Source organism: Geopsychrobacter electrodiphilus DSM 16401, from assembly GCF_000384395.1.
GTDB classification, from domain to species: Bacteria; Desulfobacterota; Desulfuromonadia; order Desulfuromonadales; family Geopsychrobacteraceae; genus Geopsychrobacter; species Geopsychrobacter electrodiphilus.
This window is the reverse complement of sequence record NZ_ARWE01000001.1, coordinates 1,358,018-1,381,370: the sequence shown is the minus strand read 5'-3', so window position 1 is coordinate 1,381,370 and position 23,353 is coordinate 1,358,018. Positions and strand designations below refer to the sequence as shown.

Here is a 23,353-nt window from a genome sequence, read left to right as displayed (position 1 = left end):
CCCTTATTGCCGCCGGAACAGGCGCTCAATCTCGACCAGGCGCATCCGCTGCATTACCGGCCGACCGTGAGGACAGTTTGCTTTAAAATCGACCCGATCCAGTTGCTCCAGAAGGGCTCGAGCCTCGCGCGGATCGAGGGCCTGATTTGCGCGAATGACCCCGTGGCAAGCCATCATGATCAGCACATCGTCAAGCCTATCCATCAGCCCGCCACTGCTGCCAACCTGTTCGAGATCTAAAGCAATATCAACAATTAACCGCCGGTTGTCTTCCCCCGCCAGAAGCTGCGGTACCGCCTTTAAAGCAAAACTTTTCCCGCCGAAAGGTTCCACATCAAAGCCGAGTTGCGCGAGATCGCCCAGGTGCTCGGCAAGCGCTTGACTACTACGGAAATCGAGTTCGAGTATTTCGGGGAACATCAGACTCTGCTGCTCAATCTGTCCTGCTGATATCCCGGCTTTCAAACTTTCAAACCCGATCCGCTCATGAGCGGCGTGTTGATCGATCAGCAGCAGATCGTCACCGTCCTGACAGAGCAGATAACTGTTATGATACTGACCTAAATAGCGCAGACCTGAAAAATATTGTTGCCGATCATCAAAATGAGCTAAAGGGCCTGAAGAATCAGCCCCTGGCGGTGGGACGGATACCACCCCGACAGATTCAGCGCTCACAGAATCAGGGGTCAACGCAGGTGTCGGTCGATGAGCATAGAGCGGAGCGAGCGGCTCACGGATAAAAGAGGTCTGAAGAGGGGCAACGAAGGGCGCAGGGTGGCTTGGTTCGGATCGTGGAACAGGGATTTCAGCTGTCTGAGGTTGCACCCAGTTGGCGGGCTTCAGCTGCTGCTGCAGGGACGCGGCAATAAAATTATGAACCAGGGCCTGATCCCTAAATCGCACTTCGTGCTTGGTCGGATGAACGTTAACATCCACCTTGTCCGGTGCAACCTCTAGGAACAGCACCACAACCGGAAAGCGGCCCTTCATCAGCAGGTGCCGATAACCATCCATAATGGCGTGCTGCACAACACGATCACGAATATAACGGCCGTTGATGAAGCTATAGATATGAGTCGAGGCAGAACGGTTCAGACTCGGCTGTCCCATCAAACCCCGCAAACGGATGCCGACAGCCTCATCGTTAACATCCACGCCCTGCATTTCCATGAGCATTTCACGGCCAAGAAGGGCCGCGACGCGTTCAGTGAGCCCCTTCTCGCAGCGGAGGTCAAGCATGGAACGACCATTATGCGACAACTTGAAACTAATACCAGGGTGTGAAAGGGCCTGTTTGGTGACAACATCAGCACAATGCCCGAGTTCGGTTTGCTCTCGACGTAAAAATTTTCGCCGGGCGGGAAGATTAAAAAAAAGGTTGCGGGCCTCCATCAGGGTTCCGCGTGCCATGCCAACTTCTTCTGCTCTTTTAACATGTCCACCCTCTACCAGAAGCTCCTGCCCCAGACCATCATCGGTAGCACTACTGCGCAGACGGAAGCGAGAAACGGACGCAATTGACGCCAGCGCTTCCCCCCGGAAACCCAAAGTCGTCAAAGCGAACAAATCTTCGGCTTTGTGAATTTTACTTGTCGAATGCCGTTCAAGGCATAAAAAAACATCCTGTCGATTCATGCCACAACCATTATCACCGACACGAATTAATTTGCAGCCTCCGGATTCAAGCTCGACAATTATTTCATCAGCGCCCGCATCAATTGAGTTTTCTACCAGTTCCTTGACCACAGAAGCTGGTCGCTCAACCACCTCTCCTGCCGCAATCTGGTTACACAGACTTTCATCTAAAATTTTTATGCGGGATCGGTTATCCAAGTAAAACCTCACTTAAAACAACAGTAGCGACCAAACTCCCGGTCGCTACAATCAAAAGCACGCTGGCTGGGAGTTTCAACCCTCCTGAAAGCCCTGGAGCATTGTGTCAATAGCCTCCAAATCATTTTGATCATCACCATCGGGTTGAGCTTCTGGCACTGCAGAGACAACGGCACTTTGAGTGCTAACCGGTTGAAAACTTATGGGGTTACTCAACCCAAGATCTTCAGAAACACTATCTACGACCGCCTCAGAAACAATCAAGTCATGTCGCAAATATGTTTCAAACAGCGCATTATCGGCAATCGTGTTGATTAGTCGCGGTACACCACCAGCATACTTATGAATCTTATCAATGGCGGACTCCTCAAACAGCATCTCTTCACCCCCCGCAACACGCAGGCGATGAGCAATGTAACTGTGCGTTGTCTCTGCAGATAGAGGCTTGAGCGTGTATTTAACTGCTACCCGCTGGGCAAGCGGTTCATCGAGTTTCATGCTCTGCTCCAGATTCGAGAGACCGAAGAACACAACATTGAGCAGTTTTTTCCCTGGAATTTCAAGATTAAGCAGACCGCGAAACTCTTCCATCAGTTCGCGACTCTGTAACATCTGCGCTTCATCAATCAGGACCACGGCTTTGCGACCTTCATCATGAATCTGCAATAGTCTTTCATAGAGCTGCTTGAGGATTCTCAATGGATCGTTATCGGGAGCCTTGACCCCAAGCTGCAGGGCGATGCGCGATAAAATCCACACCGGAGTAATGCCGGAATGAATCATCACCAGCAGGGAAGATTCATATTGATCAAGAGGCAAGTTATCCAGCATTCGACGCGCCAGAGTTGTCTTGCCCGTCCCTACACCACCAACCAAAACAGCAAGACCCTTATTCGAGTCGACGGCATACATCAAACGCAGCAAAGCCTGATTATGTTGATCACTATTGAAAAAAAACTTATCGTTTGGCGCGTTGGAAAAAGGCTCCCGCTCAAGATTAAAATATTCAGCGTACCCCATAATCCCTCCTTCTCAGGGTTAAACAGCAACCGCTAGCGAATAGCATAACCTGAGGCACGATTAAATATCGGTCAATTGCAAGTTTATTCACAGAAAGGAGATCCGATCCTTCGGTACCAACGATTCACCCTTTGCATCGGCCTTCTGCTGGTCGGAGTCATCATCAAGCCCTAATTTTTTTCGCAACTGCTCCAGACGGTCGGCGACATCACGAAAAAAAAGCTCGGAATCAGCAACATACTGAAAGCTATCCAGCGCATCCAGAGGACGTTCCCAGTTTTCGTATAGAAGCCCAAGCTCATAATGCAGGCTCAACTTCTGACCTTCCGCCAGATCATCACCAGCCAATGCGGCAAGAAAGGCTTCCTCACCCTTTTCAAAGTCACCCTGATCAACACAACAAAGACCCTTTAAAGTCTGACAATCCACAAAACGGGCAGGATCTCTTTCAGCCTTACCAAATTCAGCAACGGCGTCACTAAACAGACCCATCTCGCGATACGCGATCCCCAAATTGTAATGTGACTCCATATCATCTGCCGCAATTTGCTCATCAACATCAGTGCGGAAAACCTTACGCGAAGTATTCTCAGTCTTTTTTGGCGGAGAATCGGAAAAGGATTCGAACTGGTCCCGCCCTGCCTCGTCGGTCAATTCGATATCCATTTCAGGAAAGCCCTCTTCAAGCAGCTCGGCGGCAAGATCCTGAAGTTCAGTAGAAGTTTCTCCCTGAAGGCCCTGCACATCCCTGCGAGACCTGATCTCCTCAAGCTTGGTTTTCACTTCCATGCTATCGGGTAGTTGCTCGAGAATACTGATACAAACTTTTTCGGCTTCTTCAAACAACCCCTGCTGAAGATAAAATTCAGCTTCTTCCAGATCGGCATCAACGTCCCGAGAAGGGGCCGAAATGTCATCATCATCAAGATCAAAGTCGAGGCTCATCTCTTCAAATGAATTACTTTTTTCGGCGTCAGGAGAATTTGTGAGATTAAGCTCAATAAACTCATCTTCTTCCTCAGGCTCAACCTCGTCCAGAAGCTCTAGCTCCAGTTCGGACCCTTCTTCAGCAACCGGAATCTCGGCACCCACGGAATCACCAATCAGATCAGACACGTCAAAATCAAGATTATCATCGCCAGACCCCATGTCGCCCAGCAAGGAGTCTGACAGAGTCTCTTCAGCGACGTTGGCACGCACAGAACCAATCTCTCCGTGTGTAACTGTCCCTGAGACCATATCAAGGCGCTTGCCCCCATCCCCGGTCATTTCATAGATGGAGTCGAGGGTCTGAAGAACCTGTTGATTTCCGGGCAACATGGACTGCAGGGATTCGTAGAATTCTTGCAGCCGCTCCAATCGATTAATCTTAAGGAATGCTTCTTTCCAGTCTTCCAGCTCAGCGAGTGCTTTAGGATAATTTTTTTCTTTTAGATAACACTGAACCAAACTTTCACGAGCGTCCAGATCCCTGGAATCCAGTTTCAGCAGGTGAAGATAAGTCAAACGAGCATTTTTATAATCTTCTAAGTCTTGATATGTAGTACCGAGGATCGGCAGAATTTCGGCATCACAGGTGTGGTTTCGCAACAACTGCTGAAGTAGCGTAATGCCTTTGGAGGAATCCCCCACCTGAATCAGGGTCAGCGCCAATCCTTTTTGCAGATCAATATTTTGTGGGAAGAGCGGAAGGAATATTCGGTAGAGACGTAAAATTTTATCGAAATCTTGCTTCCCTTCCAATTGCTTTAAAATATCTTTAAATTCCGCAAGTCCATCGGCAACACGCTCATTATTAGCATAAACTTCAGCTAGTTTGACCTGCACATTGATACTGCCACTATCAAGATCACGCATCTTCTCAAGCGTCTTGATCGCATCGGCCACCATGTTGTTCTTTTCGTAGTAACCTACGAGATGTCGCAGTTCCGCAAGGGCATTACCCACCAGCCCCTGTTTTTCATTTAACTCCGCAAGTCGGCTGAAGATATTGATCTGACTTGGATCAAGGCGTTGCATTTGTTTATAAATAGCGATCGCCTTGAGGTAAAATCCATTACTTGCAAAATACTTGGCAACTGCCTCGTATTGCTCAAAAGCTTCGCCGGTTTGATTGGTTTTTACGAAGAGTTCTGCCAAGCGTTGGCGTGAACGGATGTCTCGCGGATCAACTTCCACGACTTTCTGATAGTCCTTGATCGCCCGGGAAAAGAGTTTTTTCTTGATATTCTTCTGCGCTGAATCAATATATTTTTGCTTGTTTGACAAAAGATGTGCTCCCCACTTCAAAACGGACTCAGAATCAACTCGCCAAAGATAAGCGATGAGATTCCGAGTTGTCAAGAAAGACACCCTGTTTCCCTAGGAAAAACAGCTTGTTCTGGGAGAGACGATATTGAGAATACAATGGCCCCTCCCACTCCATATTCACCGGTTTAGAGTATTACAGACCCGCATTTTTTTTCAACCTGAGTAATTCAGTCGCCTGTAAAACACGAAACTTTCCAGTTTCGAGTTCCCCAAGGTGTAAATCGCCCAAGGCAATTCTCTTCAATCGAATGACCGAAAGACCGATAGCATCACACATTCGGCGAACTTGACGATTCCGGCCTTCCCCGAGGGTCAGTTCAAACCAGCAGTTTTTGCCACTACGCCGCACTGCAGAAACGGTTGCCGGAGCAGTCAGGCCGTCGTCCAGGGGGACGCCTGTTTCCAGCTTATTTCGGCCGGCATCATCCAACCACCCGCGGACCTTAACCAGATATGTTTTTGTCACCTGATGACTTGGATGGGTCAGATGCTGAGCGAGTTCTCCATCGTTCGTCAATAACAGCAATCCTTCCGTATTATAATCGAGTCGCCCGACCGGATATAAGCGTCCGAGTTCCTTCGGCAGCAGATCACTCGCCAGACGACGGTTTTGCGGATCGTTCATGGTACAGATGTATCCGGTTGGTTTATTCAAGATCAGGGTTAGTGTATGAGAATCGAACTGAAGTTGCGCCCCTTCAACCCGAACCTCTTCCAATGCAGGATCGGCGCTCTCCCCTAATTGAGCGATGCGACCATCAATCGAGACCAGCCCCTGACGGATCTTCACCTCTGCCTGGCGACGTGACATCAACCCGGAGCGTGAGATTAATTTCTGCAATCGTTCTTTCATGCGTCTTTCAATTCCTGTTCAATAATCAGTTCTTCAGCTGGCGCCAGCCCGCTTTCCGTCTGAAGATCAGCAGCAGAATCCAGTCCTGGGTCCAAAGCTGTAAATTCACGTAACGTCGGTAGATCACTCAGATCTTTCAAACCAAAAAATTCTAAAAAGTTCCGGCTGGTCCCATACATTAAAGGTCGACCGGGGACGTCTTTTTTCCCCAAAATCCGCAGAAATCCCTTATCGAGCAGGGTTTTTAATACTCCCCCGGAATCAACACCGCGCAAATATTCGATCTCGCCTCGAGTCACCGGTTGCCGATAAGCGATCATCGCCAGGGTCTCCAGAGCCGCCGGTGAAAAGCGGAAAGGTCGATCACGATTCAACTTGCCCAACCAATGTGAAAGGTCCGGGTCAGTGCGAAACTGATATCCCCCGGCGATCTCAGCCAGATAGAAGCCACCCCGTGAGACAGGATACGCCTCAAGCAGACGGTCAATGACAGGCCTGAGTTCCGCACGTTGGCATTCAAAAAACAGACAAAGACGATCGAGGCTCATGGGACCCTCAGCGGCAAAGATTAATGCCGCAACCGCCCGGCAACGTTCATCCATACCCCATCGCCTCCTCGTCCAGAGCCAAGGGATCGGGCCCGGAATTCTGTACGGCCAGGCTGAGCCAAATCGGCTGAAACTCCGCACTTTGTGAAATCTTGATCATCCGCATTTTCACAAGTTCGAGCATCGCCAGAAAAGTCACAACCATTTCACGCCGTGTTCCCCTATGGGTAAAAAAATCCGCAAAGGCGCGTTGTTCGCAAGATTGCAGCTGCTCGAGAATCTTATGAATATAGTCAGAAACCGACAACTGCTCACGCATAACCTCGTGAACAACGTCGATTTTGGCGTGTTTCAGCAGCTTATGAAATGCAGCTGCCAACTGGTACACCCCGAGACTAATATCATCTCCCACGCTGGCTTCGCTTGTGTCAGGCTCAACGAATTGGCGTAAAAAAACGTCACGCTTCAGACAGGGACGGAGGTCCAGATTATTGGCCGCATCCTTATAGCGCTGATATTCCAGTAGACGCCGGATAAGTTCAGCGCGTGGATCAAGTTCTTCGTCTTCACCGACAATATCTTCTGAAACTGGCAACAGCATCTGTGATTTGATATGCATCAGGGTCGCCGCCATGACTAAAAACTCACCGGCGACGTCCAGATTCAGCTGTTGCATCTGATCAATCACGGCAAGGTACTGCTCGGTGATTTCACCTATCTGGATATCGGCAATATCCATTTCGTTGGTTTTTATCAGATGAAGCAGCAAATCAAGGGGACCGTCGAAGTTCGGCAGACTGATAGCAATCGACATCAGCTAACCACCAAAAAGAAAGCTGATCGCTTTTTCGACATAGTGGTATTCACCCCCGGCCAGGGTCTGCAGCAGCAGAGTCATCAACGGCGAAAGCAGCCGACTCCAGACATCGGTAAAAAAAATCAATAACAGTAGCAGGACAAATCCGAACGGTTCAAAACGATTGAGCCAGAGCGCTTGTTTTCCGGGCAGAATGCCTACCAGGACACGTCCGCCATCGAGGGGAGGGATCGGGAGAAGGTTGAAAACACCGAGCAGCAGATTGATGTAGAGGCTAAAGGCCGCCATAACCCTGAGGGGTCGACTGATATCCAAGAACATCTGGCTACTGACCAATTGAGTCGTTTCCAGGAGGCTGATGCCACGCAGAAAGAGGACCGAAATCAAAGCGAGAGCGAGATTGGTCAACGGGCCTGCCAGGGCGACCCAGATCATGTCCTGTCGCGGATGACGCAGGTTTTTGGCGTTGACCGGCACCGGCCGTGCCCAGCCGAAACCGAAAACGAAGATCGCGATCGTGCCGATCGGATCAAGGTGGCGTAAGGGATTAAGGGTCAAACGCCCCAGCAGGCGCGCGGTCGGATCTCCCAATCGGTCTGCAACATAGCCGTGAGCGACTTCATGCAGGATTATAGCAAGCAGGGCCGGCACCAGCATCACCGACAATTTCAGTAAAAAAGCGTCTATTCCATGCCCCATAAAATCAAATTACTCCATGCCCGCTCCAGCGGTAATACAAAGAAAACAGGGCAGATTTTCGCAGAACCCCCGAGGGGAGTCAATGAAATGCTCAATTCGAGAACTCAGAGCATAAAATGCTTCTTAACCCATTGTACTTCATCCTCACGCGATAAAATTTTTCCGTCAATCCTGGCATCAAGCAGATTTGTCAGTATCCTGGTGTATTGCGGACCGGGGGTCATCCCCAGGGCGGTCAGATCATGCCCATCCAATTCAATCCGCAGATGGCGCAAGCGGGTCACATAGGTTGATATCATGCGTCGCGCATCTTCTGATCTAGACAGGGCCAGAAGATAGATCAACGACTCAAGTGACAAGGGGTTTAACCAGTGATAAATCCGACTGGCTGCTGGCATAGTTGAACGTTCAGTGGCACGAGTTAAGAAAGCCAGTGCCTTGCGCGTCTGAATGACTTCGGCACTTAATACGTTTTGCCAGCTGAGCTTCAACTCCAGTGCGGCCAGGGTTTTCTTCAGTTCACGTCGCGGTAAATCATTAAATAAACAGAGCAGTCTAACCAAAAAGGGATCACAGTCCTCGCCTGTGAAGAGCAATTCAAACCAGTTCAATGCCTTGTCAGCTGCAACAAACAAACCCTCTGCGACTTCGTCGAACCTGAGACTCGGCGAAACAAAGGGCAACAGACCGAGGGAATCAAGCCGCTTCAATGCCGGCAATGGATGGGTTTCTCCAAGGATATGGCGCAATTCATTCAGAATCCGCCGTCCGCTCACCCGTGCGACAACCTTATTCGCTACGGCATTTTTTAACAAACGTTCGGTCTGCCCACCGATTTTGAACCCGAGACGCTGTTCAAACCGCACCGCCCGAAAGGCGCGTGTCGGATCTTCAACAAAACTGAGATTATGCAGAACCCGGATCGCCTGGTCCTTCAGATCACGCTGGCCATTAAAAAAATCGAGTATCTGACCAAAATTGGAACGGTTTAAAATCATCGCCAAGGTGTTGATCGAAAAATCACGGCGATAGAGATCATGACGAATGGAAGCATATTCGACTTCCGGCAACGCCGCCGGCGCTGCATAATATTCGATGCGCGCGGTAGCGATATCTATCTTCAGGCCCTCCGGCGAGACAACGACCGCCGTTCCGAATTTAGGATGTGCCTTAACCCGCCCATCCAGCATGCGGGCAACCTGCTCAGCAAAAGAAATGCCCTCCCCCTCAACGACAATGTCGACATCATCATTGGGTTGTCTTAAGAGCAGATCGCGCACGAATCCACCCACGAGATAAGCTTTAACATTTGAACTTTCTGCCAGCTCTCCAATCCGGCGCAAGAGAGACAACAGATCCAGCGGTACAATTTGCGGGAGTAAACGACTGACACTTTTGCGTTTCAAACGAGACCGGGTGCCACCATTGCTCCCCTGTTCTCCGACCAGGTGCTGAAGCAGATCAGTGCGTGTGACAACCCCGACCAGGACCCCTTCATCAATGATCGGGATAAAGCGTTGACGATGCGCGAGGATCATCTCTTTCAAATCGAGAATGTCGGTACCGGAAGACGCCTGCGAAAAATCACTCGACATGATCTCACTGATCGACGTATCTCCCATCTGATGATGCAGGGCTTTTTCAACCATCTGCCGCGCGACAATCCCAACGATCCGCGTGCCATCAAGAACCGGTGCAGCATTGAAATTCAAGCGGGTCAATAGTTCCGCGGCCTGACGAATACTGGACGTCAGCGCCAGAGATTTTACCGGAGTACTCATTATGCTTCCAGCCGTCATACGCGGTGTGATCTGCTCGTGCAGTCGTCGCTCCAACGTATCAAGCAGTTGCTCCAGCGGCATATCACGCACAGTAGCTGAGGCGGCAAAGGAGTGTCCGCCGCCGCCAAAACCCTGCAACAATTCCCCCACATCCACGGCTGCGATTCGAGATCGGGCCACCATAAAAACCCGATCTGTCATACGAACCGCAACGATCAGTACCGAAAGGTTTTCGATATCCTTCAACTTATGAGCGAGAGATGCGATATCGGTAACGTAATAATCGAGCGATGCCTGAGCAATCGCGATTTCAACCCCATGCACCTGAATGCGGCGACAGGATTTGAGCAGACGGTTGAGCAGGTCAACCTGCTCGGGCGTCATTTCCCGTACCAGAAAATCGGCGACAGTATTGAGATTAGCCCCTTGCTCAAACAGGAACCGCGCGGCACTAAAGTCCTCAGCGCAGGTTGAGCCGTAAAGAAGATTGCCGGTATCTTCGTATAGCCCAAGCATCATCATGGTTGCTTCATCCGGAGTTGGGACAATCCCCCGCTCAACAAAAGTTCGGGTCATGATGGTTGTGGTCGCACCTACATCTTCAATGCGCTCGAAGTCTCCTTTCAGGCTGTCAATCGTCGAGAGATGATGATCAAAGATATGCAGCTCAACCCGCGGGTCAACAGCCACAGAGGCAAAGGGCCCGATACGGGCAGCTTGACGCACGTCGACCAGAATCAGACGGGTAATCTCACCCAGGTTGATTTCCTTAAGCCGTTTGAAATTATAAGCATAAAGGGTGGAATCGAGCAGGAAAGCTCTCAGCCCGCGCTCTTGTGAACCGGGGAAGACCAGCACCGCCTCCGGATAGAGGCGGCGAGCGGCAATCATTGCACCGAGGCAATCGAAATCAGCGTTTATATGGGTGGTAATAACATCCATGGCTCAAAAAATCCGTGAGGTGTGAGGGTTTAAGTGTGAACACCTCACACCTCCCCCCTCACCCATCTCTAAAGCTGCAAACTTCCGATCAGATCGTTGATATCGCTGACCCCTTGCTCAATACAAAAGACGCGAAGGTCGTCCAGGATAGTCTGCATGGCATTCGGATCAACAAAGTTAGCCGTTCCGACCTGGACCGCCCTGGCGCCGACAATCAGAAACTCCAGGGCATCTTCGGCGCGCATAATGCCACCAATTCCGATGACGGGGATTTTCACCGTCTGTACAACCTGATGGGTCATGCGGACCGCAATCGGACGGATACCAGGCCCGGAAAGGCCGCCGATGACATTGGCGATACGCGGTTTACGACTGCGCACATCGACCGACATTCCGGTGATGGTATTGATCAGACTGATCACATCGGCACCGGCATCTTCGGCCGCCTGCGCGGTAATCCGGATATCGGTCACATTCGGGGTTAATTTGACGATTAACGGCTTCTTCATGCGCTTGCGCACTGCGGAAACCACCTCAAAGACAGCCTTCGGATCAGTACCGAAGACAATCCCACCCTGCTTGACATTTGGGCAGGAGATATTCATTTCAAGCGCAGCGACCCCCGGGACCACATCAAGCCGCGCGGCGACTTCACAATACTCATCCTGAGTATTACCGAAGAAATTGACAATCACCGGACTGTCGAACTGAGCAAGAAATGGCATTTTTTCATAAATAAAGGCATCGACCCCGACATTCTGCAAACCGATAGCGTTAAGCATACCACTGACGGTCTCGGCAATCCGGGGGGTCGGGTTACCGGCCTTGGGCTTGAGCGACAGCCCTTTGGTGACGATCGCCCCGAGTCGATTCAAATCAAGATAGGGTGCAAACTCCTGGCCGTAGCCGAAGGTGCCGGAAGCCGGCATCAGGGGGTTCTTCAATTTGAGACCGGCAAATTCGACTGCAAGGTTCGGTTTCGAGAGAGTTGCGGCAGGTTGACTCATGGCTGTTCCTTATGATCGGTATTCTGGTGCAGGCGATCCCAATCGAGTTCATGACTGTGAAATACCGGCCCCTGCCGGCAGGTACACAGATATTGCGGATTTTGCTCTGAATGCTCCCGCCCCTTAACCACACATCCCAAACAGGCACCAACGCCACAAGCCATCAACGCTTCGAGTGAAACCTGCAGTGAGACCTGTCGTTCAGAACAGATTTTTTCGACCGCACGCAGCATCGGCATCGGGCCACAGGAATAGACCTTGGCTTGCGGATATTTTTTTAGTTTGCGTTCAAGTATCTTGGTGATCAGTCCGGATTCCCCGAGGCTGCCATCTTCGGTCGTAACATGGGTCGTCACCCCCAGGCGTTCAAACTCCGTCACTGTGATAATGTCTTCGCGGCTGCGGCCACCGATCAGCAGACGGGTTTTTGAGCGATCTGGGAGCGAGCCCGCCAGCATATAGAGTGGCACCAACCCGATGCCGCCACCGACCAGAATTTTATCTCCAGCCTCATCATCAATATCAAAGCCGCGCCCCAGAGGACCGAGCAATTCGATCCGGTCTCCCTGATGCAGTTCACGCATCACCTCAGTACCGGAGCCGACAACCTTGTAGATCAGCTCGATAAATTCCTTCTCAGGCATCCCGGCACAATCGGCAGGGAGAAAACCAATCTGAAAAATTCCAAACGGACGACGTAACAAGGGCGGAAGCGAGCGCCGTACACGGAACATCACGAACTGACCCGGTTGCGTCTTCCCCTGATAACCAGGCGCCAGGATACGCATCCGAAAATAACCGGGGGAGATTTCCTGATTGGAAAGGACAATCGTTTGCAGGTTTTTCATCTTTTACTTCTGCTCCTCACTCCTCACCGAATCGAGAGGACAACTCATCAGCAAGGCATCCTCACCATCGCTGTAATATTTGGGGCGAATGCAATCATCCACAAAACCAAGGGCGCGATAAAGAGCAATCGCGCCATGATTACTGATACGAACTTCAAGGAAAGCCGACTGTGCCAGGCTTATTTTTGCCAGATCAAAGGCATATTCCAGTAATCGACGAGCAACACCTTGTCGCCTGAATGCAGGCGCAGTCGACACATTTAAAATTTGCATCTCCCCGGCGACAACCCAGAAACAGATGTAGCCGGTCAATTGCTTGCCCCGGAATAAAAGTTCTGTCCGAGAATAAATCGACTCCAATTCCTGGCTGAACTGAGCCTGCGTCCAGGGTTGAAGATGAGAGGCCTGTTCAACCTCGAGGACGCGGGGAAGATCTTCGGGCACGCATTGGCGATGCGTCCATTCTGTTAGGCTGCAAACTGAGATAAGATCACCCGCTAAAATTAATATCAATCAGCTCTGTCGTCAGTGGCGACTCCAATGAATCGATGCTATCATCCGTGAAGTACAATCGGAGACTCTCCTCAGCTGACGCGCCTCTGGCAAGTCCATAACCAGCGTTATAATAGGTATTCCACCGGAGCCTGTAAAGACGATTATCTGTGGGAAACCATGCACCCGTAGCGGTTGACAAACAAACAACCCGATGCTCTAATGACCGGCCTTTTCAACAGCGCAAGGAGTACAGCGTGAGCGACAGTAAAAAGATCACCTATAAAGACGCCGGAGTCGACATCGAGGCGGGTAATCGCTTTGTACAGATGATCAAACCTCTGGTCAAAGCCACATCTCGGCCCGAGGTCATCTCCGATATCGGCGGGTTTGGCGGCCTTTTTTCGTTAAATAGCAGCAAGTACAAACAGCCTGCGCTGGTTGCTTCGACCGATGGTGTTGGCACCAAACTTAAACTGGCCTTTGCCCTCGACAAGCACGACACTGTGGGCATCGACCTGGTTGCAATGTGCGTTAATGATATCGTGGTTCAGGGCGCTGAACCGCTGTTTTTCCTCGATTACCTGGCGACCGGTAAACTCTCCCCTGAAAAAGCTGTGGAAATCATGAAGGGCATTTCGGCGGGCTGTCAACAGGCTGGCTGTGCGCTGCTGGGGGGTGAAACGGCCGAAATGCCGGGGATGTACCTCGATGGCGAATATGACCTTGCCGGTTTTACGGTCGGTGTAGTCGACCGCGACATGATTGTCGACGGTTCGTCAATCAATACCGATGACCATATTATCGGTATCGCTTCAAGCGGCCTGCACAGCAACGGCTATTCACTGGCACGTAAAATCCTGCTTGAAAAAATGGCCCTGCCGCTGGACGCAATCCCTGCAGGCCTCTCCATCACACTGGGTGAAGCTCTGATCACCCCGACCCGCATCTACGTCAAGAGTATTCTCAACCTGCTGCGCGACTTCAACATTAAAGGGATTGCCCACATTACCGGCGGCGGCCTCCTCGAAAATGTTCCGCGCGTTCTGCCACGTAACTGCAAGGCGATTATCGACCGTAAAAGTTGGGCAAAACCGGACATTTTTGAACTGCTGCGCGAAGGGGGAAACCTCGATGATTTCGAGATGTATCGCACCTTCAATTACGGCATCGGTATGGTTCTGGTGGTCCCAGCTGCTCAGGTTGAAGACATCATAGGGCGCTTGTCCGGTCTGAACGAATGCGCTTATCTGATCGGTGAGATTGCGTCGCGCAAAGGCGAAGAAGCGCAGGTTGTGCTCAGTTAAGTCCGCCCGCTGATACACTGCGCGAAGAAGATCGGAATCCCTGTGAAAAAACTACGCCTTGGAATTCTCGCCTCTGGCGGTGGTACCAACCTGCAATCGATAATCGACGGTTGTGCTGCTGGCACCCTGAGCGCAGAAGTCGCTATTGTGATCTGCAACAATCCAGGGGCAGGTGCGCTGACACGCGCAGAAACCGCCGGGCTCAAAACCTGCTGTATCAACCATCGCGATTTCACCAGGCGCTCTGACTTTGACAGCAAGGTCGTTAAACAACTGCAGGCAGCAAACGTCGAGCTGGTAGTCCTGGCCGGGTTTATGCGGATCATCAGCCCGGTATTCCTTGAGGCATACCCGCAACGCATCATCAATATCCACCCTGCCCTGTTGCCGGCCTTTCCCGGCCTGCATGTTCAGCAGCAGGCCATTGACTACGGCGCTCGATTTTCAGGCTGCACGGTCCATCTCGTCGACGCTGGCGTTGATACCGGCCCAATCGTTCTGCAGGCAGTGGTCCCGGTCCTTGAAGACGACAGCGCCGAGGACCTGGCCGCGCGTATCCTGATCGAAGAACATAAAATTTATCCTCAGGCGATTCAGCTATTTGCTGAAGGACGATTGTTGATCGAAAACAGACGCGTTCGGATTCTCCCCAAAACCCCGAACAGACCAGAGTCTTCGGACGAACCAGAGGGGAACGACTAAGATGTCTTCAGGTTACCCTATTCTGGTCAGTGCCTGCCTCCTGGGGGTTAATTGCCGTTACGACGGTACCAACACCTACCATCAGGGTGTCATTGATTACCTGACAAACAACAATCTCCAGCCGATCCCGGTTTGTCCTGAACAGCTCGGCGGTCTCTCTACGCCGAGGAGTAAAGCCTGGTTCGTCAGGGGAGACGGGGATGACTTTCTACAGGGGAAAGCACAGCTGACCGATGAAACCGGCCAAAACCCTACGGAGCTGTTTTTACGGGGTGCTGAAGAAACTGTGCGCATCGCTCATCTCTGCCGTTGCAAGACTGCGATCCTCAAACAACGCAGTCCCTCTTGCGGCAGCCGTCAGATTCACCGCAACGGTCAACTGGTCAAAGGGACAGGAATCACCTGCGCCTTACTGCAACAACAAGGGTTCAAGATCCTCAGCGAAGAAGATCTTTACTGAAATAACTTATTTACATTCGTAACCTGAGTGTGCTATGAATGCGCGTTCTTAAATTTGTGAAGGAGTCAGACCGATGGCCAAAGTATGTGAAATTTGTGGGAAGAAACCCATTACCGGTAATAATGTCAGTCACGCACACAACAAAACCAGGGCTGTCTGGAATCCGAACTTGCAAAAAGTCCGGGGCGTTCAAAACGGAGTCGTTCGTGCGATGAAGGTCTGCACACGCTGTATCCGCGCTGAAAAAGTCCAAAAAGCAATCTGACGCATACCTGTTACACCAGTTTATCAAAAAGGGATGGCACCCTATGGCGCCATCCCTTTTTGATGTGGTTTTTCAAAATATACAGCTTGGACCTGTAGCGGGCAACTCAGGCAAACATTGCAATCGCATCGATCTCGATACGCACACCCTTAGGCAAACCAGCCACCTGAACTGTCGCCCGCGCTGGCGGATGAGCGGTGAAACTCTCCGCATAAATTTCATTAACCACGGCGAAATCTCCCAGATCGGCCAAATAAATGGTCGTCTTGACAACCCGGCTCAAATCCGCACCGGCCGCATCAACCAGGGCCCTGAGATTCTTCATCACCTGCAGCGTCTGCTCACGAATCCCTCCCTCGACTACTGAGCCATCAGGCAGCAACGGAATCTGCCCTGAACAAAACAACAGGTTGCCGGCCCTGATCGCCTGAGAGTAAGGGCCGATAGCTGCCGGAGCCTGATCTGTTATGACCTGGGTAATTTCCATATGAACTCTCCTTTATCGTTAAAGGCTTACAAGCGTACTCGTTCAACCCGGTAAACCCCACGGATTTTCTTTACCTCTCTAATAACTCGATTAAGATGTTCAAGATTGTGCACATCTATCTCAAACAGGTTCATCCCCCCCTTGTCTAAAGTCGCATGGACATTAGCGCTGATGATATTTGCATCTGCTGCCGTAATAGCCCCGGAAATAGCAACCAACATCCCCTTTTGATCATTACAGAAAATACGTATTTTAACGGGACGATTGGTCTGCTTACCCAGATCCCACTCGACTTCGATCAAACGTTCCGGATCACAGGCCATCGCCTGAGAACAGTCTATTGAATGGACCGAAAGACCATGTCCCCTAGTGATAAAGCCTATAACTTTTTCCCCGGGGAGCGGGTTGCAGCAATTCGCAAACCGGACCATCACATCATCAATCCCATCAATCCGAATTGCGCTGACCGAACGTTTTTTCCCGGAAAGCTTATCCAGAACCTTCGTAAATGGATTCATCTTGGGCGGTACGGCTGCTTTCAGTTCATCTTTCGGTAAAATCTGTGAAACAAATTGCCCGACAGTCAGCTTGCCGTAACCGATCGCCGCCAGCACATCATCAAACTCCTTGAAACCGAGATCTTCAATCCCCTGTCTGAACCCACTGAGAGTCTGTGCACGCTTGATGCTGTACTGGTATTTTCGCAACTCCTTTTCAAACAGTTCCCGTCCGAATTCGAGACTTTTTTCCCGTTGTTCATCTTTGACAAATTGACGTATTTTGTTGCGCGCTTTAGAGGTTTTTGCAAAATTGAGCCAGTCCTTGCTCGGCCGATGCGATGCCAGTGTCTGAATCTCGACGATATCGCCATTTTGTAATATCGTCCTCAATGGACAATGCTTACCATTGATTCGGGCACCGACACACTGGTTACCAACGTCACTATGAATGGCATAGGCAAAGTCGATTGGGGTCGCCCCTCTGGGTAGCTCCTTTACGTCACCACCTGGGGTAAAGACATAGACCTCCTCTGGAAAGAGATCAAGCAGCCCAGAATGAGAGCCTTCAGACGACAGCGTAACATCCTGTTGCCATTCCAGCAGGTGTCGCAACCAGCTGAAGCGTTGGTCATCACGACCAGTTGCCGACACCGCACCGCCTTCTTTGTACTTCCAGTGGGCCGCAACACCCTGTTCGGCAATATCATGCATTGCGTGAGTACGAATCTGCACTTCCATTCGTTCGCCGAAGGGACCGACCACCGTGGTATGCAGAGACTGATACAGGTTTGATTTAGGCATGGCGATGTAATCTTTGAAGCGGCCTGGAATTGGTTTCCAGGTGGCGTGAACCAGACCAACCACTGCATAACATTCGGATACCGTCTCCACCAGCACCCGAAACGCCGTCAGGTCATAGATCTCCTCCAGATCAACTCCGGTCCGTTCCATTTTTTTAAAAACAGAATAGAGGTGTTTAGAACGACCAGAGACCTTGCCCTCAACAGAATTCCGCTTTAGCAGTTCACGGAGATCCTCCTTAACCCGTTTAACATAACGCTCTCGTTCATCTTTCTGACTTGATATGCGATTGATCAGTTCTTCATATTTATCTTTTTCTTGATAACTCAACGAAAGATCTTCAAGCTCACCTTTAAGCCAGCTTATACCGAGTCGATTGGCTAAAGGGGCATAGACCTCAAGAGTTTCTCGAGAAACCTGCAATTGTTTTTCTGGCGATTCAAATTGAAGACTTCGCATCATACAGAGGCGGTCAGCCAGGCTGACAAGCACAACGCGCAGATCACGTGCCATGGTGATAAACATCTTGCGGAAATTTTCAACGCGCTGCTGAGTGCTGTTGCGATAGGGGATCTGGCTTATACGATGTCCCGTTGAAACCATTTGAAAGAGAGTTTCACCAAACAGAGACTTAACCTCTGCCAGGGCGGTATCTGAAACATTTGGAATATCATGTAGAAGGCCGAGCAGAAGGGTGGTTTCATCAACTTTAAGTTGCACCAGAATCTCTGTGACTTCGAGGAGATGATCAAGCTGAGGAGCGCCGGAAACATAGGTCTGTTCTTGATGTGCTGAGACACAAAAGTCGTAGACCTTGCGTACCATCGCTTCATCAATGTCTGGATTATACTCACGGACCTGCTTTAAAAGACCGTCCAGATGCACCATAGGTGTGTGTGTTTCGCCTGCAATAAAGGACATAAAAAAGTCGGGGGCCTTCAGAAAAGGCCCCCGACTGATTTACGGTAAAAACTAACGACGGCGTTTCGGAATATCGTATGCGACAACTCCCGCCGCAATTTCACGCAAGGCCAGAACGACTTTTTTATTCCCGGATTTATTCTCAATCAGCGGTTCTGCTCCCTTATAAAGCTGCTTGGCGCGTTTAGACGCTACAATTGCAAGTTGAAAGCGATTAGGAATAACTTCGAGACAATCTTCTACCGTAACACGTGCCATATCTTGGGTTCTCCTTAGTTTAGTGCAAAATTATGTTTGAGAAACTCGAGCCAAAGATGCGTGCGGCATCTTTCTGCTTCGATAATGGAAGCAAAGTGCTGCCCCGCATCTTCAATGCTGTCGTTTAAAACGATATAATCATACCAATGAGCCTGAGAAATTTCATCCTTCGCATTTGCCAGGCGGCGAGCAATAACTTGATCACTGTCTGTCTCACGCCCACGCAGGCGATGCTCCAGTTCAGAAAAGTCAGGGGGAAGAACAAAGATACAGACTGCATCCTTCAGTGAATTACGAATCTGCCGTGCTCCCTGACAATCAATCTCCAGCAGAAGATCAGCGCCTTGAGTCGCGGCTCGCTGCAAGGTTGAAAGGGCGGTGCCATAGAGGTGACCATGCACTTCGGCCCATTCCAGGAATTCACCTGCCTGTACCATCTTTTCAAAACAGCCGTGGTCAACAAAATGATAATCAACACCATCTTGTTCCCCCGCACGCATTGGCCGTGTGGTGAACGAGACAGACTGCCGCAAATCCGGGAATTTGTCAAACATGGCATGACACAGAGTTGTCTTACCCGCTCCTGACGGAGCAGAGACAACGAACAGAATTCCAGGTCTTTTATTATTCAATATTCTGGACCTGTTCACGGATTTTTTCGAGTTCAGCCTTAATCGCAACAACATTTCGCGTCAAGTCGGCATCGTTCGATTTCGAGCCCATGGTATTGGTCTCCCGGTTCAACTCCTGGATCAAAAAATCCATCTGCCGCCCAACCGGCTCTAGACTGCTGAAAAGCTGATCAAGCTGTTGAAGATGACTCTGAAACCGGGAGAGTTCTTCACTGATATCGCAACGATCGGCGAAGAGCACCAACTCCTGAGCAAGCCTCTGTTCATCCACAGCATCATCGGCCAAACGCTGCAGGCGCTCTTTAAGTTTTTGCTGCCACTCCAGAGGCACCTGCGCCGCACGAGATGCTATCATCTCCAGAGACTGACGGATCAAACCGAGCCGAGCCCGAATATCAATCTGCGTTGCTTCGCCCTCAGCCTCACGCATGGCCAGCATCCCCGTCAACGCCCCGCAAACCGCCTGCTGCAGCGCATCGCGCAGAGCCCCTTCATCAACAGCATTCTCCCTGACGATCAACACGTCTTTTTGAGCTGCCAGCAATTCAAGAGGAATGTCACCCGACAGATTAAATTCGGTGCGCATCTGATTGAAAAGCTCTACGTATCCTCGAGCGACGGCCCTGTTGAGTACCGGAACAGCAACGACGTCTTCAGAAGTCTCCTGAATCACAAATACGTCAATTTTCCCGCGTTTAAGAACAGTCGCAACCTGCTTTTTAACCTCCGCCTCAAATGGGAACAATAGACGAGGGGCCTTAATATTAATATCCCCATAGCGATGATTTACGGCCCGGATCTCTGCCGAAAAAATAAGCCCATTCGCCTTTCCCTGCCCTCGACCGTAACCTGTCATACTTCGAATCATATGTCCTCACGCCTACCTGGGCATCAAATGCCCCCTCACGCCGAGCATTAGAACGTAAAACCCCGCCGTTGTCCATGTCAAAGGCGGGTTTGCATGCAGCTATTTCTCTTTTGATTAATCTAAAAAACTCAAAAATGTCACATTTAAAAACTCCCCTCTCGACCCAGAACAACTTTTATGGTTTGAAAAAGAATTTTTACATCCAGCCACAATGACCAGCGGTCTATATAATCCAGATCCAATCTGACGATAGCATCAAAATCCTTGATTTCGCTTCGACCACTCACCTGCCAATTTCCGGTAATTCCGGGCTTAATGCTGATCCGACGACGATGCCAGTTCTCATAGGCAGAAACCTCTGCGGGAGTCGGAGGTCTTGTCCCGACAAGACTCATCTCACCCACAAACACATTCCAAAACTGAGGTAATTCATCGAGACTGGTTTTGCGCAGAAACTTTCCGACCCTGGTGACACGGGGATCATTTTTTATTTTAAACATCGCACCTTCCATTTCATTTTCAACCATAAGATCCTTTTTCCGTTCTTCGGCATCAATGTACATGGAGCGAAACTTCCAACATTTAAAATGTCTACCACCAAGTCCTACACGCTCCTGACTAAAAAAGAGGGGCCCCGGAGAATCCCGCTTTAATGCAAAAGCGATAAAAGGAAGAAGAACTCCAGTAATGATCAGACCGACGACTGCCCCCCCAATATCAATCAGACGCTTAATAAAGAGCTGCTGAGAGTCAAAAGCCTTAGGATGATAAGTAAGAATAGGCAACTCATTGTGGAATAAACTCAGTTCCTTGCGATAAAATGAGGACTCAAAAAAATCAACAACCATCCGCACTGCGATACCCAATTCCTCAAGGTCCTGAAGGTTACTTTCGGCTTCGACAACGTAGTCTTTGGGAATACAGAACACCACCTCATCAACCTGTTTGCCCTTGCATATTTCGATCAGATCTTCTGACCGGCCTAAAACGCAATGCCCTTCAACTTCGTCCAGTGATGGTCCCGGGGCAATCTGGACAAATCCTAAAATGGCCAAACCCCAGTCCTTATGCTCTTCAATAAGCTGACAAAAACGTTGTGCCTTCTTCTGAGTACCGATAATCAGGAGATTCCGGGTATTGTATCCACGCCGGCGCAACAATCCTAACCCAGTCCGTAAACCAACCTTTTCTAAACTGAAAAAAGCCCAGGAAAACCCTAGAAAGGCCAAATAAAGTCCGCGGCTGTACTGATCCCTGTCTACAAAATAGATAATAGAAGCAACCAGTATTCCACCAATAAAATGAACCGATATCAGGCGGGATAAGATATCAAAAATTGAAAGCCGACGAATAGATGCATGAAGTTGTTGCTTTTTAAGGAGGTAAACCCAGACAGGGACTACAATAAAAAGCACCCAAGCATATTCCCGAAAATTCCTCAAACCTCCAGATAGGGGTTTCCTGAAATGATAGGCGCACACGAAAGCGACAATAATAATAACAATATCGACTATGATAGAAAGCCGATTGAACAGTTTTGACTGCTGACGGAACATATCCCTCCCTAAAAAACTATTTATTGATCATCTGATTGTAATTTTTATGAATGGGGTAAAATTATTTATAAAAAAGTTCAAGAACAAATCACATTTCAGAAAGAAAAATAAATCTGAAGAGTAAAAATCTGGCGACTTTCTCTCACAGTTTTAAGCCCAGAAATTAAAAAACCCTGTGGTCTGTATTCCCTGCCTGATATGGGTTAAATATTACTAAATCAGACTAATCAAAAAAGAGCTGTTCATAGGCTCTATGTATTTTATCCCAAGTAAAATTATTTTGCATTTGCAGAAAACTATGCTGTTTCATGGAGGCAATCAGTCCATCATCTTGCATAAGAATATCAATCTGCTCTGCACATTCCTCTTCCGTGGAGAAATATCGGGCCCCTTCGCCAGCCACCCAGCGGTTAAACTTATTGTTTTGGGCAAGCACGGGCGACCCAGCCCCCAAGGCCTCAACTAACGAAGGGTTTGTGCCTCCTACCGTATGACCGTGGACATAAAAGCGTGCAAAAAACCTTAGTGATTGGACTACTTCTTTATCATAGATGGCGCCAACAAATTGCACCTCATCACCTGCAGCAGCCACCACTAACCTATGATAGTTGTTTGCCTCAGGAGCATAATTGCCAAGAACAACCAACGACATACCACGCGCAGCTTTTGAGTATGCCTTTACAATTTCGAGAATTGAGTTTTCTTGCTCAGGGCGAGCTATCAAAACTGCATATTTATTTTTTTCTAAATTAAAAGGTGAAAGCAGAGATTCATTTGCCGACTCCAAAATATCTGCACCATAGGGGATCACGCTTATTTTTGAAGAAGAGACAAACCGGGACAGATGTTTCTGGATTTCAGGGTGATCTGCAACAAGATGGTTCCCCAGCCACGCACCAAGTTTTTCATTGGCATAAAGCCATGCTCTTTCCAAAGGACTCCACTTACCACGCCGCCATTCAATCCCATCCATATTTATAATATTTTTGACACCCCTTAAACGATAGAGTAAACAGAAAATTGCGGTGTTGTAACCCAGCGTCAATACAGGAATTTTACTTTGCACCGCATGCAAGGTTGATTTCCAGTCAAAAACTATGGTGCCTTTGGCGCCCTTCTGGACAACAGGGATATGAACACGATTGATACCGCACCACACATCCTTATAGATTTGTCCAGCACCCTCTCCTTGACAGTAAACGGTGACATGCCAACCTTTTTGATGGAGGTAGAGAGCGAAATGTTCAGCAAAAGTTTCAAAACCACCATGCTTTGCGGGGATCCCCCGTGTACCTAAAATAGAAATCTTCATTGTCCCTCTATTGTTTAACAAGAACAGCCGAGCCTACCTCTCAGAGAGATTTCATCCAGACATCGTAATACTCCACGGTGTCACCAAAAGGGCCCATTATCAAAATAGGTGTAGACTCCAAAGAAGGTTCTGCG

Annotated in this window: 22 protein-coding genes; 4 read left to right on the top strand and 18 right to left on the bottom strand. The window is 49.6% G+C overall.

The window, feature by feature from the left end; translation table 11 throughout:
- Nucleotides 1-3 precede the first annotated feature (3 nt).
- The 11 genes from mutL to rimI all read right to left on the bottom strand — a co-directional run bounded on the left by mutL (nucleotide 4) and on the right by rimI (nucleotide 13,102).
- The gene (mutL, locus tag D888_RS0106520) at nucleotides 4-1,833 is read right to left on the bottom strand and encodes a DNA mismatch repair endonuclease MutL (protein ID WP_033423234.1); all 1,830 of its coding nucleotides are present in this window, start codon (nucleotides 1,831-1,833) and stop codon (nucleotides 4-6) included.
- Nucleotides 1,834-1,908: 75 nt separating this feature from the next.
- Nucleotides 1,909-2,853, bottom strand: a complete 945-nt coding sequence (locus tag D888_RS0106515) for an ExeA family protein (protein WP_020675742.1) — start codon at nucleotides 2,851-2,853, stop codon at nucleotides 1,909-1,911.
- Nucleotides 2,854-2,940: 87 nt separating this feature from the next.
- On the bottom strand, nucleotides 2,941-5,121 hold the full coding sequence (locus D888_RS0106510) for a tetratricopeptide repeat protein (RefSeq protein WP_020675741.1): 2,181 nt from the start codon (nucleotides 5,119-5,121) through the stop codon (nucleotides 2,941-2,943).
- A gap of 175 nt (nucleotides 5,122-5,296) precedes the next feature.
- On the bottom strand, nucleotides 5,297-6,016 hold the full coding sequence (locus D888_RS0106505; RefSeq protein ID WP_020675740.1) for a pseudouridine synthase: 720 nt from the start codon (nucleotides 6,014-6,016) through the stop codon (nucleotides 5,297-5,299).
- Complete coding sequence (gene scpB / locus D888_RS0106500) at nucleotides 6,013-6,618, bottom strand: SMC-Scp complex subunit ScpB (protein WP_020675739.1); 606 nt, start codon at nucleotides 6,616-6,618, stop codon at nucleotides 6,013-6,015. Before scpB ends, D888_RS0106505 begins: the two co-directional genes overlap by 4 nt.
- Nucleotides 6,611-7,378 (bottom strand): segregation and condensation protein A, encoded by a 768-nt coding sequence (locus D888_RS0106495; protein WP_020675738.1) that lies wholly within the window; start codon nucleotides 7,376-7,378, stop codon nucleotides 6,611-6,613. The genes scpB and D888_RS0106495 overlap by 8 nt, the downstream gene beginning before the upstream one ends.
- Nucleotides 7,379-7,381: 3 nt before the next feature.
- Nucleotides 7,382-8,080: a site-2 protease family protein gene (locus tag D888_RS0106490; RefSeq protein WP_020675737.1), complete on the bottom strand. Its 699-nt coding sequence runs from the start codon at nucleotides 8,078-8,080 to the stop codon at nucleotides 7,382-7,384.
- Nucleotides 8,081-8,184: 104 nt separating this feature from the next.
- Nucleotides 8,185-10,803: a CBS domain-containing protein gene (locus D888_RS0106485; protein ID WP_020675736.1), complete on the bottom strand. Its 2,619-nt coding sequence runs from the start codon at nucleotides 10,801-10,803 to the stop codon at nucleotides 8,185-8,187.
- 68 nt (nucleotides 10,804-10,871) lie between these two features.
- On the bottom strand, nucleotides 10,872-11,810 hold the full coding sequence (locus D888_RS0106480; protein ID WP_020675735.1) for a dihydroorotate dehydrogenase: 939 nt from the start codon (nucleotides 11,808-11,810) through the stop codon (nucleotides 10,872-10,874).
- Nucleotides 11,807-12,658: a dihydroorotate dehydrogenase electron transfer subunit gene (locus tag D888_RS0106475; protein ID WP_020675734.1), complete on the bottom strand. Its 852-nt coding sequence runs from the start codon at nucleotides 12,656-12,658 to the stop codon at nucleotides 11,807-11,809. Before D888_RS0106475 ends, D888_RS0106480 begins: the two co-directional genes overlap by 4 nt.
- Before the next feature lie 3 nt (nucleotides 12,659-12,661).
- Nucleotides 12,662-13,102: a ribosomal protein S18-alanine N-acetyltransferase gene (gene rimI / locus D888_RS0106470; protein ID WP_020675733.1), complete on the bottom strand. Its 441-nt coding sequence runs from the start codon at nucleotides 13,100-13,102 to the stop codon at nucleotides 12,662-12,664.
- A gap of 305 nt (nucleotides 13,103-13,407) precedes the next feature.
- On the opposite strand from rimI, the gene purM reads away from it, so the two are divergent.
- The 4 genes from purM to rpmB all read left to right on the top strand — a co-directional run bounded on the left by purM (nucleotide 13,408) and on the right by rpmB (nucleotide 15,884).
- Nucleotides 13,408-14,457, top strand: coding sequence for a phosphoribosylformylglycinamidine cyclo-ligase (gene purM, locus D888_RS0106465; protein WP_020675732.1), 1,050 nt, complete (start codon nucleotides 13,408-13,410; stop codon nucleotides 14,455-14,457).
- A 42-nt stretch (nucleotides 14,458-14,499) separates the two neighbouring features.
- On the top strand, nucleotides 14,500-15,159 hold the full coding sequence (purN, locus tag D888_RS0106460) for a phosphoribosylglycinamide formyltransferase (protein WP_020675731.1): 660 nt from the start codon (nucleotides 14,500-14,502) through the stop codon (nucleotides 15,157-15,159).
- Nucleotide 15,160: 1 nt separating this feature from the next.
- Complete coding sequence (locus D888_RS0106455) at nucleotides 15,161-15,619, top strand: 2-thiouracil desulfurase family protein (RefSeq protein ID WP_020675730.1); 459 nt, start codon at nucleotides 15,161-15,163, stop codon at nucleotides 15,617-15,619.
- Between the two features lie 73 nt (nucleotides 15,620-15,692).
- Complete coding sequence (gene rpmB / locus D888_RS0106450; protein ID WP_020675729.1) at nucleotides 15,693-15,884, top strand: 50S ribosomal protein L28; 192 nt, start codon at nucleotides 15,693-15,695, stop codon at nucleotides 15,882-15,884.
- Between the two features lie 106 nt (nucleotides 15,885-15,990).
- On the opposite strand, the gene D888_RS0106445 is transcribed toward rpmB, so the two are convergent.
- The 7 genes from D888_RS0106445 to D888_RS0106415 all read right to left on the bottom strand — a co-directional run bounded on the left by D888_RS0106445 (nucleotide 15,991) and on the right by D888_RS0106415 (nucleotide 23,219).
- Nucleotides 15,991-16,371 carry a RidA family protein gene (locus D888_RS0106445; RefSeq protein ID WP_020675728.1) on the bottom strand — a complete coding sequence of 127 codons (381 nt, stop codon included), beginning with the start codon at nucleotides 16,369-16,371 and terminating at the stop codon, nucleotides 15,991-15,993.
- A gap of 26 nt (nucleotides 16,372-16,397) precedes the next feature.
- Complete coding sequence (locus D888_RS0106440; protein ID WP_020675727.1) at nucleotides 16,398-18,560, bottom strand: RelA/SpoT family protein; 2,163 nt, start codon at nucleotides 18,558-18,560, stop codon at nucleotides 16,398-16,400.
- Between the two features lie 84 nt (nucleotides 18,561-18,644).
- Nucleotides 18,645-18,851 carry a DNA-directed RNA polymerase subunit omega gene (gene rpoZ / locus D888_RS0106435; protein ID WP_020675726.1) on the bottom strand — a complete coding sequence of 69 codons (207 nt, stop codon included), beginning with the start codon at nucleotides 18,849-18,851 and terminating at the stop codon, nucleotides 18,645-18,647.
- Between the two features lie 14 nt (nucleotides 18,852-18,865).
- Complete coding sequence (gene gmk / locus D888_RS0106430) at nucleotides 18,866-19,483, bottom strand: guanylate kinase (RefSeq protein ID WP_033423233.1); 618 nt, start codon at nucleotides 19,481-19,483, stop codon at nucleotides 18,866-18,868.
- Entirely contained in the window at nucleotides 19,476-20,351 is an 876-nt protein-coding gene (locus D888_RS0106425) for a YicC/YloC family endoribonuclease (protein ID WP_020675724.1), read from the bottom strand. The genes gmk and D888_RS0106425 overlap by 8 nt, the downstream gene beginning before the upstream one ends.
- Before the next feature lie 143 nt (nucleotides 20,352-20,494).
- The gene (locus D888_RS0106420; RefSeq protein WP_020675723.1) at nucleotides 20,495-21,907 is read right to left on the bottom strand and encodes a sugar transferase; all 1,413 of its coding nucleotides are present in this window, start codon (nucleotides 21,905-21,907) and stop codon (nucleotides 20,495-20,497) included.
- A 223-nt stretch (nucleotides 21,908-22,130) separates the two neighbouring features.
- On the bottom strand, nucleotides 22,131-23,219 hold the full coding sequence (locus D888_RS0106415; RefSeq protein ID WP_020675722.1) for a DUF1972 domain-containing protein: 1,089 nt from the start codon (nucleotides 23,217-23,219) through the stop codon (nucleotides 22,131-22,133).
- Nucleotides 23,220-23,353: the final 134 nt, after the last annotated feature.

Coding starts and splice junctions, on each gene's coding strand:
- D888_RS0106505 (WP_020675740.1), bottom strand. CDS start 6,016: ATGAAAGAACGATTGCAGAAATTAATCTCACGCTCCGGGTTGATGTCA.
- D888_RS0106420 (WP_020675723.1), bottom strand. CDS start 21,907: ATGTTCCGTCAGCAGTCAAAACTGTTCAATCGGCTTTCTATCATAGTC.
- D888_RS0106480 (WP_020675735.1), bottom strand. CDS start 11,810: ATGAGTCAACCTGCCGCAACTCTCTCGAAACCGAACCTTGCAGTCGAA.
- D888_RS0106495 (WP_020675738.1), bottom strand. CDS start 7,378: ATGTCGATTGCTATCAGTCTGCCGAACTTCGACGGTCCCCTTGATTTG.
- D888_RS0106475 (WP_020675734.1), bottom strand. CDS start 12,658: ATGAAAAACCTGCAAACGATTGTCCTTTCCAATCAGGAAATCTCCCCC.
- D888_RS0106515 (WP_020675742.1), bottom strand. CDS start 2,853: ATGGGGTACGCTGAATATTTTAATCTTGAGCGGGAGCCTTTTTCCAAC.
- D888_RS0106440 (WP_020675727.1), bottom strand. CDS start 18,560: ATGGTGCATCTGGACGGTCTTTTAAAGCAGGTCCGTGAGTATAATCCA.
- D888_RS0106425 (WP_020675724.1), bottom strand. CDS start 20,351: ATGATTCGAAGTATGACAGGTTACGGTCGAGGGCAGGGAAAGGCGAAT.
- rpoZ (WP_020675726.1), bottom strand. CDS start 18,851: ATGGCACGTGTTACGGTAGAAGATTGTCTCGAAGTTATTCCTAATCGC.
- D888_RS0106455 (WP_020675730.1), top strand. CDS start 15,161: ATGTCTTCAGGTTACCCTATTCTGGTCAGTGCCTGCCTCCTGGGGGTT.
- rpmB (WP_020675729.1), top strand. CDS start 15,693: ATGGCCAAAGTATGTGAAATTTGTGGGAAGAAACCCATTACCGGTAAT.
- D888_RS0106415 (WP_020675722.1), bottom strand. CDS start 23,219: ATGAAGATTTCTATTTTAGGTACACGGGGGATCCCCGCAAAGCATGGT.
- scpB (WP_020675739.1), bottom strand. CDS start 6,618: ATGGATGAACGTTGCCGGGCGGTTGCGGCATTAATCTTTGCCGCTGAG.
- D888_RS0106445 (WP_020675728.1), bottom strand. CDS start 16,371: ATGGAAATTACCCAGGTCATAACAGATCAGGCTCCGGCAGCTATCGGC.
- D888_RS0106485 (WP_020675736.1), bottom strand. CDS start 10,803: ATGGATGTTATTACCACCCATATAAACGCTGATTTCGATTGCCTCGGT.
- D888_RS0106490 (WP_020675737.1), bottom strand. CDS start 8,080: ATGGGGCATGGAATAGACGCTTTTTTACTGAAATTGTCGGTGATGCTG.